General features: G+C 59.6%; 10 protein-coding genes and 1 pseudogene. 7 read left to right on the top strand and 4 right to left on the bottom strand.

Features of this window, described 5'->3' with window-relative positions:
- From EIEH_RS01180 to gstA, 7 genes and pseudogenes are all read left to right on the top strand, one after another.
- Positions 1-620 (top strand): annotated as a pseudogene (locus tag EIEH_RS01180) (electron transport complex subunit RsxC); the annotation flags it as partial.
- Positions 621-1658, top strand: a complete 1038-nt coding sequence (gene rsxD / locus EIEH_RS01175) for an electron transport complex subunit RsxD (RefSeq protein WP_015871396.1) — start codon at positions 621-623, stop codon at positions 1656-1658. It begins immediately after the preceding pseudogene.
- Positions 1659-1667: 9 nt separating this feature from the next.
- Positions 1668-2297, top strand: a complete 630-nt coding sequence (gene rsxG, locus EIEH_RS01170) for an electron transport complex subunit RsxG (RefSeq protein WP_015871397.1) — start codon at positions 1668-1670, stop codon at positions 2295-2297.
- Positions 2294-3004 carry an electron transport complex subunit E gene (locus EIEH_RS01165; protein ID WP_015871398.1) on the top strand — a complete coding sequence of 237 codons (711 nt, stop codon included), beginning with the start codon at positions 2294-2296 and terminating at the stop codon, positions 3002-3004. Before rsxG ends, EIEH_RS01165 begins: the two co-directional genes overlap by 4 nt.
- Positions 3004-3645 (top strand): endonuclease III, encoded by a 642-nt coding sequence (gene nth / locus EIEH_RS01160; RefSeq protein ID WP_015871399.1) that lies wholly within the window; start codon positions 3004-3006, stop codon positions 3643-3645. Before EIEH_RS01165 ends, nth begins: the two co-directional genes overlap by 1 nt.
- Before the next feature lie 574 nt (positions 3646-4219).
- Positions 4220-5692: a dipeptide/tripeptide permease DtpA gene (gene dtpA / locus EIEH_RS01155; RefSeq protein ID WP_015871400.1), complete on the top strand. Its 1473-nt coding sequence runs from the start codon at positions 4220-4222 to the stop codon at positions 5690-5692.
- Positions 5693-5840: 148 nt separating this feature from the next.
- Complete coding sequence (gstA, locus tag EIEH_RS01150) at positions 5841-6446, top strand: glutathione transferase GstA (protein WP_015871401.1); 606 nt, start codon at positions 5841-5843, stop codon at positions 6444-6446.
- Between the two features lie 79 nt (positions 6447-6525).
- Here gstA and pdxY read toward each other — a convergent pair whose 3' ends face one another.
- From pdxY to EIEH_RS01130, 4 genes are all read right to left on the bottom strand, one after another.
- Complete coding sequence (gene pdxY / locus EIEH_RS01145; RefSeq protein ID WP_015871402.1) at positions 6526-7392, bottom strand: pyridoxal kinase PdxY; 867 nt, start codon at positions 7390-7392, stop codon at positions 6526-6528.
- Positions 7393-7465: 73 nt separating this feature from the next.
- The gene (gene tyrS / locus EIEH_RS01140) at positions 7466-8740 is read right to left on the bottom strand and encodes a tyrosine--tRNA ligase (RefSeq protein ID WP_035608363.1); all 1275 of its coding nucleotides are present in this window, start codon (positions 8738-8740) and stop codon (positions 7466-7468) included.
- Positions 8741-8953: 213 nt separating this feature from the next.
- Positions 8954-9607 (bottom strand): pyridoxamine 5'-phosphate oxidase, encoded by a 654-nt coding sequence (pdxH, locus tag EIEH_RS01135; RefSeq protein ID WP_015871404.1) that lies wholly within the window; start codon positions 9605-9607, stop codon positions 8954-8956.
- Positions 9608-9858: 251 nt separating this feature from the next.
- The gene (locus EIEH_RS01130) at positions 9859-10164 is read right to left on the bottom strand and encodes an MliC family protein (RefSeq protein WP_015871405.1); all 306 of its coding nucleotides are present in this window, start codon (positions 10162-10164) and stop codon (positions 9859-9861) included.
- Between the last annotated feature and the right edge of the window lie 10 nt (positions 10165-10174).

Raw genomic sequence — 10174 nt, 5'->3', positions numbered from 1 at the left:
ACCCTCGTAAGGCGGCCATCGCCCGTGCCAAAGCCAAGCAGGCCGGGGCCACACCGGCACCGGCGGCCACGAACAGTGACGCTGTCGCTCCGGCGCCGCAGGATGACCCGCGCAAGGCGGCCATCGCCGCCGCCATCGCCCGCGCCAAAGCCAAAGCCAAGCAGGCCGGGGCCACACCGGCACCGGCGACCACGGACAGTGACGCTGCCGATCCGGCGCCGCAGGATGACCCGCGCAAGGCGGCCATCGCCGCCGCCATCGCCCGCGCCAAAGCCAAGCAGGCCGCCTCCGGACATGCCACGACAGAGCCGGTGACCGTACAGGAAAATACCGATGGCGCGCGTCGTCAGATCCACCGGGCAACGCTGCAGGCAGCCTACGCATCAGGGGCTGGTGCGGATCTTACGGCAGCAGCGGAGGGAGCCACGCCGGAGTCCGATCGTCAGGCGGCGATTGCGACGGCTATCGCCCGGGTGAAAGCCCGTCAGACCCTGGTCAACGGGGAGGTCCCCAAGCCTGTCGCTACTTCTACCCCCACGGATACGCAGAAAGCGGCCGTCGCGGCCGCTATCGCCCGCATTAAAGCAAAGCAGGCGTCCGCAGCGCCAAGCGAGGAATAAATGGCATTCAGAATCGCCAGTTCACCCTTTACCCATAACCGCCAGAACACGGGGCGCATCATGTTCTGGGTCGTTGCCGCCGCCCTGCCCGGCATCGTGGTGCAAATCTACTTTTTTGGCTACGGCACGCTGATCCAGCTCACGTTGGCCATTCTCACCGCCTGCCTCTGTGAGGCGCTGGTGCTGCGTCTGCGCCGACGCCCGCTCAGTACGCTCGGCGATAATTCCGCACTGCTGACCGGGCTGCTGCTGGGCATCAGCCTGCCGCCGCTGGCACCCTGGTGGCTGGTCGTACTCGGCAGCGCGTTTGCCATCATCATCGCCAAGCAGCTGTACGGCGGGCTGGGGCAGAACCCCTTCAACCCGGCCATGGTCGGCTATGTCATGCTATTGATTGCCTTCCCGGTGCCCATGACCACCTGGTTGCCACCGCAGAGCCTGCTGAGTCAGCCGCTGGATCTCAGCCATACCCTGTCACAGATCTTCAGTGGTCACGCCGCCGATCTGCACGCCCTGCTCAGCGTGGACGGCGTGAGCTCCGCCACGCCACTCGACAGCGTGAAGACCGGGCTGCGCAGCGGCCAGACGCTGACGGAGATCTTCCGCCAGCCCATCTGGCAGGGTGAGTTGGCCGGTTTAGGGTGGCAATGGGTCAACGCGGGGTTCCTGCTCGGCGGCCTGCTGCTGCTGCTGCGCCGTATTATTCACTGGCAGATCCCGCTGGGCTTTCTGGCCGCCATGGCGCTGTGCGCCGCGCTGGGCAGCGGGATGGCGCCGCAGAGCATTGCCCCGCCGCTGACCACCCTGTTCTCCGGTGCCACCATGCTGGGCGCGTTTTTCATTGCTACCGATCCGGTCACCGCCGCCACCACACCGCGCGGTCGCCTGATCTTTGGCCTGCTGTGCGGCGTGCTGGTCTGGCTGATCCGTACCTACGGTGGCTACCCCGACGGCGTCGCCTTTGCGGTACTGCTGGCCAATATCTGTGTGCCGCTGATCGACCACTACACCCAGCCGCGCGTTTACGGACATCGCTAAGGAGTCCTCATGCTAACCACTATGCGCCGCCACGGAATCCGCCTGGCCCTGTTTGCCATCCTCGCCACCGCGCTGACGGCCATCGTGCATCAGTTAACCACCCGCACCATCGCCCATCAGGCCGCGCTGCAGCAACAACGGCTGTTTGATCAGGTGATCGCGCCGGACGGCTACGACAACGACCTGCAGCGCAGCTGCCTGCTGCTGCGCGATCCCCGCCTGGGCGACAGCTCGGCGCACCGGCTGTATCTGGCCCAGCGTCAGGGCCAGCCAATCGCGGCGCTGGTCGAGACCACCGCACCCGATGGCTATGCCGGTGCCATTCGTCTGCTGGTCGGCGCCGATTTCAGCGGTAAGGTTCTGGGCGTACGGGTACAAGAGCAGCACGAAACCCCGGGGCTGGGTGATAAAATTGAAATCCGTATCTCCGACTGGATCGACAGCTTTCGCAATAAGGTCGTGCACGGTGCACAGGATCCGGCGTTCCGGGTAAAGAAAGACGGCGGTGAGTTCGACCAGTTTACCGGTGCCACCATCACCCCGCGGGCAGTGGTTAACGCCGTTCGCCGTACCACGCTGGCGATCCGCGATATCCGACCGCATCTGGCCAGCCTGCCGCGCTGTGGAGAAAGTAAATGAGTGAAGCCAAAAATTTATTTATCAACGGGCTATGGAAGAACAACTCGGCCCTGGTACAGCTGCTCGGCCTCTGTCCACTGCTGGCAGTCTCCTCGACCGCCACCAACGCCCTGGGGCTGGGGCTGGCCACCACACTGGTGCTGGTCTTGACCAACAGCGCCGTTTCGGCGCTGCGCCGCTGGGTACCCGGCGAGATCCGCATCCCTATCTACGTGATGATCATCGCCTCCGTCGTCAGCGCGGTGCAGATGCTGATCAATGCCTACGCGTTCGGGTTGTATCAATCCCTGGGGATCTTTATTCCGCTGATCGTCACCAACTGCATCGTCATCGGGCGCGCCGAGGCCTATGCCGCCCACCATCCCGTCGGGATGGCGGCCCTGGACGGCCTGGCCACCGGCTTGGGTGCCACCGCGGCGCTGTTCGTTTTGGGCGCCCTGCGTGAAATCCTGGGCAACGGCACCCTGTTCGACGGCGCCGACCTGCTGCTCGGCCACTGGGCCCGCGCGCTGCGCATTGAACTGTTTCATACCGATACGCCGTTCCTGCTGGCCATTTTGCCGCCGGGCGCATTTCTTGGTCTTGGGTTTATGCTGGCATTCAAATATGTTATCGAACAAAAGCGACGCCAGCGTCAGGCGCAGCGTAGTGCCGTTGGCCAAGCGCTACGCGGCGCGGCGCCTACGGACAACCATGAGCAGGCATGATGAACCAGGCAAAACGTATTGAAATTCTTCGGCGGCTGCGCGACGCCAACCCACAGCCGACCACCGAGCTGATCTACAGCACTCCATTTGAACTGCTGATCGCCGTACTGCTGTCGGCCCAGGCGACCGACGTCAGCGTCAATAAGGCTACCGCTACGCTATTTCCGGCGGCCAACACTCCCACAGCGCTGCTGGCGCTCGGCGTGGACGGCGTCAAGCAGCACATCAAGACCATTGGTCTGTACAACGGTAAAGCGGAAAACATCATCAAGACCTGCCGCCTCCTGCTGGAGCAGCACGGCGGTGAAGTGCCAGAAAATCGCCAGGCGCTGGAGGCGCTGCCCGGCGTCGGGCGCAAGACCGCCAACGTCGTGCTCAATACGGCCTTCGGCTGGCCAACCATCGCTGTCGATACCCATATTTTCCGCGTCTGTAACCGTACCCGCTTTGCCCCGGGAAAGACGGTCAACGAGGTTGAGGAGAAGCTGCTTAAGGTAGTACCGGCAGAGTTCGCCCTCAACTGCCATCACTGGCTGATCCTGCACGGGCGCTATACCTGCATCGCCCGGCGCCCGCGCTGCGGCTCCTGTCTCATCGAGGATCTGTGCGAATTCCGCGATAAAGTCTACCCCGAGCAGTAAGCCCTTTCCCGGCGCCGCGCGCTGCTTGTCCGGCAGTGCGCGCCGCCCTCTGCTGTGATCTCTACCCCATTTTTACCCCTGCTAGCGCAGTTTCACTTTACTATCCACAGCGCAAGCATTTTCGTTGTCATTATTTTGAGATTGGTCACATTTAAATTGTTAATGCTATTCTTCTATTGATGGCGACATGTTGCTTTATTTGATGATTTTGAAAAAAGACGATAATTCAGTACAATTAAATGAGATTATTGCAAATACCTAGATAATAAGCCTGATTTTTATAAAAATAGAAAAATATATAACGAAATCGCTTCTGTACAGCAATTCAGCAAAATTTTACATCGTAAAATCTATTTTATACCTTGTTTTCCTCTGAGTAACATTTGCAACATTATTATGTTATTCCAAAGAATATTTATGTAACAGAGTATTACGCAGCTATTGTCAGCCTGCAAAATATCGTTAAGAGTACCCCTCTTCCTGCCACGTATAACAATGTAAACAGTGTGTTTTTTAAACATACGCCGTGGCCGTTACCCGCCTTCAGGCGGGCATGAAAAACCAGAGGTAACTTGTGTCAAACGCAAACAACAACCAAGCGGAAAGCGTGAGTCTTAACGCATTTAAACAACCCCGCGCTTTTTATCTGATTTTCTCTATCGAACTGTGGGAGCGTTTCGGCTATTACGGCCTGCAGGGCATCATGGCCGTTTATCTGGTCAAGATGCTGGGCATGAGCGAGGCCGACTCCATTACCCTGTTCTCCTCCTTCAGCGCCCTGGTATACGGCTTTGTCGCTATTGGCGGCTGGCTGGGTGACAAGGTGCTGGGCGCCAAGCGTGTCATCATGCTCGGCGCGCTGGTTCTGGCCATCGGCTATGCCTTTGTCGCCTACTCCGGCCATGAGCTGTCAATGGTCTACGTAGGGATGGCAACCATCGCGGTCGGTAACGGCCTGTTCAAGGCCAACCCCTCCTCGCTACTCTCCACCTGCTATGAGAAAAACGATCCGCGCCTGGACGGCGCCTTCACCATGTACTACATGTCGGTGAACATCGGCTCCTTCTTCTCCATGCTGGCAACCCCGTGGCTGGCGGCCCGCTTTGGCTGGAGCGTCGCCTTCTCCCTGAGCGTCGTGGGCATGCTGATCACCCTGGTCAACTTTATGATGTGCCGTCGCTGGGTGAAAGATCAGGGCTCCAAGCCGGACTTCGCCCCGCTGCAGGTCGGCAAGCTGATGATGACCTTAGTCGGCGTAGTGATCCTGGTTGCCATCTCAACCTGGCTGCTGCATAACCAGACCATCGCCCGCTGGGCGCTGGCCATCATTTCCGCCTGCATCGTCCTGATCTTCGCTAAAGAGACCTTTGCACTGCAGGGCGGCGCGCGCCGTAAGATGATCGTCGCCTTCCTGCTGATGCTGGAGGCCGTGGTCTTCTTCGTATTGTATAGCCAGATGCCGACCTCGCTGAACTTCTTCGCCATCCATAACGTTGAACACAGCATCTTCGGCATCGCGTTCGAGCCGGAGCAGTATCAGGCGCTGAACCCGTTCTGGATCATGGTCGCCAGCCCGATCCTGGCCGCTATCTACAACAAGATGGGGGACCGCCTGCCGATGCCGCACAAATTTGCTATCGGTATGGTATTGTGCTCCGGCGCGTTCCTGGTGCTGCCGTGGGGTGCCTCCTTCGCCAATGAAGCGGGTATTGTGTCGGTTAACTGGCTGATCCTGAGCTATGCGCTGCAGAGTATCGGCGAACTGATGATCTCCGGTCTGGGTCTGGCCATGGTGGCACAGCTGGTGCCGCAGCGACTGATGGGCTTTATCATGGGCTCTTGGTTCCTGACCACCGCCGCCGCGGCGCTGATCGCCGGTAAAGTGGCGGCGCTGACCGCCGTGCCGGGGGGCGAGGTTGCCGATCCCCACGCGTCACTGGCTATCTATAGCCACGTATTTATGCAGATCGGCATCGCTACCGCCGTCATCGCCGTGCTGATGCTGCTGACCGCACCGAAGCTGAACCGTATGACCCTGGGCGATTGATTTCTCCCCCCGCTAAAAAGGCGCCCTCTGTGGCGCCTTTTTTGTCTCTACAGCGCCGCGTATAAATTCTACCTGCCACACAGACAGAGCGCCGCTGACGGACTACGCTAAAGCAGTCTACCCGTCAGAACCGACCAAGGAGCGAGTGATGAAATTGTTCTATAAATCCGGGGCCTGCTCTCTCTCACCGCACATCATACTGCGTGAGGCCGGTCTGGATTTCACCATTGAAAGCGTGGATCTGGCCAACAAGCGTACCGAGCACGGCAGAGACTATCTAAGCATTAATCCCAAGGGGCAGGTACCAGCGCTGCTGCTGGACGACGGCAGTCTGCTGACCGAAGGGGTAGCCATTGTGCAGTACCTGGCCGATCGGGTACCAGACCGCTGTCTTATCCCGCCGCAGGAGACGCTGGCGCGCTATCACGCGATCGAATGGCTCAACTATATTGCCAGCGAGATCCATAAGGGGTTCAGCCCGCTGTTCAATCCGCGCCAACCGCAGGAGAGCAAGGCGATAGCGCGCGCAGCGCTGGAGAAGCAGTTCCACTACCTCAACGGCGTACTCAGCGAGCGGCCCTACCTGCTGGGGCCCAGCTTCAGCGTCGCCGACGCCTATCTATTCACCACGCTGTGCTGGGCCAAGGCAATGCACTTCGATCTGACAGCCTGGCCGGTGCTGGCCGACTATATGACGCGTATTGCCGCGCGGCCGGCGGTCGATGCCACGCTCTGCGCCGAGGGGTTGAAGTAGCGCGACCGACCCTGAGCGCGCAGCAGACAAGTAAAAAGGCCTCCCAGGGGAGGCCTCGTTTTTTGCGGATCGCCCGGGATCAGCCGTGCAGCGCCTGCGCCGTATAGCGGTGCTGCGGACAGGCGATGCGATCCTGGGCGGCGACCAGCTGCAGCTCGTACTCCCCCATCGCCTGGGTCGTCAGCATCACCTCATAGACCGCCGCCGTAACGTGCTCCAGCGCGCTCTGCAGCGACTCGCCCTTCAGCAGGTTCACCAGCAGCAGACCACTGGTCAAATCGCCAACGCCCACCGGCTGGCGGGCGCCGAAGTCCACCAGCGGACGGGCGATGTGCCAGGCCTCGTCGGCGGTGACCAGCAGCATTTCAAAGCGGTTGCGATCGTAGCCGGCATTGTGCAGGTGTTTGACCAAGACAATGCGTGGGCCGCAGGCGATCAGCGCGCGGGAGGCCGCCAGGGCCTCCTCGACGCTGGTTATCTTACGATCGGTCAGCGTCTCCAGCTCCAGCAGATTGGGCGCCATGATATCGCTGCAGGCGACCGCCTGCTGGCAGAAGAACTCCGCCACGCCCGGCGCGACGATGCACCCTTTTTCCGGGTGTCCCATCACCGGATCACAAAAATACCATGCGTCGGGGTTACTCTGCTTCACCTGTCGAACGATCTGCAAAATATGCTCGCCCTGCTGCGGCGAACCAATGTAGCCGCTCAGCACCGCGTTGCAGCGCGTCAGCTCCCCAATATCGGCAATCCCTTGCACAATCTCGGTCAGATGATTAGCCGGCATCACGCTGCCGGTCCAGTGACCGTACTGAGTATGGTTAGAGAACTGAACGGTATTCAGCGGCCATACGTTAACGCCCATACGACGCATCGGGAAAACGGCGGCGCTGTTACCGGCGTGGCCAAACACCACGTGAGATTGAATGGAAAGGATATTCTTCATCGTATTTTTGCTTATCTGCCCACAGGGCAGCCGTTGGTATTAACCGGGGCCGCAGCCCCCTTGCTTGCTGTGATTACTTCCAGCAGATCAGGCAATAGTTCTTCTTGCCGCGACGCAGCAGCGTATAACGGCTAAACAGACGATCGCCATCGCTGAAAGTGTATTCAGGGTCGGACTGTTTCTCACCGTTGACGGTGACCGCGTTAGAGGCGATGGTTTTACGCGCCTGGCCACGCGATGGCTGCAGTTCAGCGTCAACTAACGCCTGCTGCAAATCGGCGCCTTTATCCATTTCGATCATCGGCATACCATCCTGCGCCAGCTGGGCAAAGTCAGCCTCGGTCATCTCGCTCAGGCTGCCGGAGAACAGGCTGTGGGTGATACGTTTAGCCGCTTCCAGCCCCGCCTCGCCGTGCACCAGACGCGTCACCGCCTCGGCCAGCACATACTGTGCGCGCGGTGCCTTGCCGCTGGTCTTATCTTCCTCTTCCAGTGCATTGATCTCCTCAATGTCCATAAAGGTGAAGAACTTCAGGAAGCGGTATACGTCGGCATCGGCGGTATTGATCCAGAACTGGTAGAACTTGTACGGGCTGGTCTTTTTCGGATCCAGCCATACCGCGCCGCCTTCGGTCTTGCCAAACTTGGTCCCATCGGCCTTGGTGATCAGCGGGACGGTCAGACCCCACACCTGCTGCTGGTTCATGCGGCGGGTCAGGTCGATGCCGGAGGTAATATTCCCCCACTGATCAGATCCGCCGATCTGCAGTTCGACACCGTGCATCCGGTTCAGGCTGGCAAAGTCATAGCCCTGCAGCAGGTTGTAGGAGAACTCGGTGAAGGAGATCCCCACATCGTCACGGTTCAGACGCTGCTTAACCGCCTCTTTGTTAATCATCTGGTTAACAGAGAAGTGCTTGCCGATATCACGCAGGAAGGTCAGCACGTTCATGCCGCCAAACCAATCGTAGTTGTTGGCAGCAATCGCGCTGTTGCTCCCGCAGTCGAAGTCCAGGAACGGCGCAACCTGGTGACGGATTTTGTCCACCCAGCCCTGCACCGTCTCTTCGGTGTTCAGCTTACGCTCGGTTGCCTTAAAGCTCGGATCGCCGATCAGACCGGTGGCCCCACCCACCAGCGCCACCGGCTTATGACCGGCCTGCTGGAAGCGCTTAAGGCACAGCAAGGGAACCAGATGGCCCAAATGCAAGCTGTCAGCGGTCGGATCGAATCCGCAATACAGTGCGATGGACCCCTGCGCCAGTCGCTCTGCCAACGCTTCTTCATCCGTAACCTGGGCAACGAGGCCCCGCTCTTGCAGTTGTTTAATCAGGTTGCTGCTTGCCATTAATAACTCCATTAGTGTTAACACACACCGTCACCCTTACAGGGCGGTGTCAAGGCGGATAATAAACGCCATAGGATAAAGCGCCACGCTCCGCCACGCCAGCCTTTACAGGGGAAATTACACTGTAAGGCTATGCCCGTAACCGTTTGAAGGTCAAGGCGTAGCCAAATAGCCGATGCTGCTACCGTCCAGTCCCCCGCAACAGACCTCAACCTAGGGCGCCAGGCGGTCAATTTGCCAGCCATCCCCGTCACGCTGATATAGAAAGCGATCGTGTAGGCGGCTTTCGCGCCCCTGCCAGAACTCAATGGTCTCCAGCGATACCCGGTAGCCCCCCCAAAAGCTGGGCAGCGGGATCTCGCCCTGCAAAAACTTCTGCTTCAGCTCCAAAAACTTGCTCTCCAGGATCCCGCGGGTAGAGATACGCGCCGACTGGTGTGATACCCAGGCGGCGATCTGACTGTCCTTCGGCCTGCTGTGAAAATACTTCATCACCTCAAGAGCCGTAAGGCGGTGAGCCGTGCCGGTGATACTGACCTGTCGATCCAGCATATGCCAGGGGAAGTGCAGGCTAATACGCGGATTCTCCTCCAGCTGCTGGGCCTTATTGCTGCCCAGATTGGTATAAAACACCATGCCCTGTGCATCGTAGTGCTTCAGCAGCACAATGCGCTGGTGGGGCTGGCCGGATTTATCCACCGTCGCCACACACATGGCGGTCGGATCGGCCAGACGCGCATCGCACGCCTGACGCAGCCAGCGTTCGAACAGATCCAGCGGATTGGTGGTTAAATCACGGCGGCGCAGGCCGCCGCGCACATAGTCGCGGCGCAGATCGGCAATATCAAACTCGTTGTTTTCGCTCATATTCAACGTCCTGACAGCGGAGATGAATTCATTCTGCACGCTGGCCGTCACAATCTCAATCGCCTGCGCTCCCCCGTCCTCCGTCGGGCGGGAGGAACGGAGCTTTTGCCATACAAATTCACCCAGAGTGGCGGCGGGTGACGGCCGGAAGTTTGATGTAATTTATTGATAATAAATAAAATAAAATCGCCATCCGCCGCAAGATGAGCCGGACGGTGACAGCAGTGGGGAAACGATAGGGACAGTCGGGATCAGCGCTGCAGGCGGCAGTCATTCAGGATCAGATACCCGTCACGCTCGACAAAAGCGCCCTCGCCCTTAGACCAGAAGGTATAGCGGCCATCGCTGTAGCGCACTCCTGATGCCGAGAGCGTCTGTGACAGCGTCAGCGCGTTGCCGTCCAGCACCAGGCGCACCTGACGCCGGACATTATCCTGCTGTAGGGTCAGCGGCAGCGTGCCGCAGCGATAGTGCAGCGTCTGTGGCGGAGTCACGCCGGGCCACAGACACCCGCTCAGCGTCAGCATGACGGCGACCGCGAGGAAAAAACGCATCATGGAGCCCTCC

It is taken from the genome of Edwardsiella ictaluri ATCC 33202 (assembly GCF_000264785.1).
In the GTDB taxonomy this organism is placed as follows: Bacteria; Pseudomonadota; Gammaproteobacteria; order Enterobacterales; family Enterobacteriaceae; genus Edwardsiella; species Edwardsiella ictaluri.
Note: the sequence above shows the minus strand (reverse complement) of the source record. Positions and strands in the feature narration are given on the sequence as shown.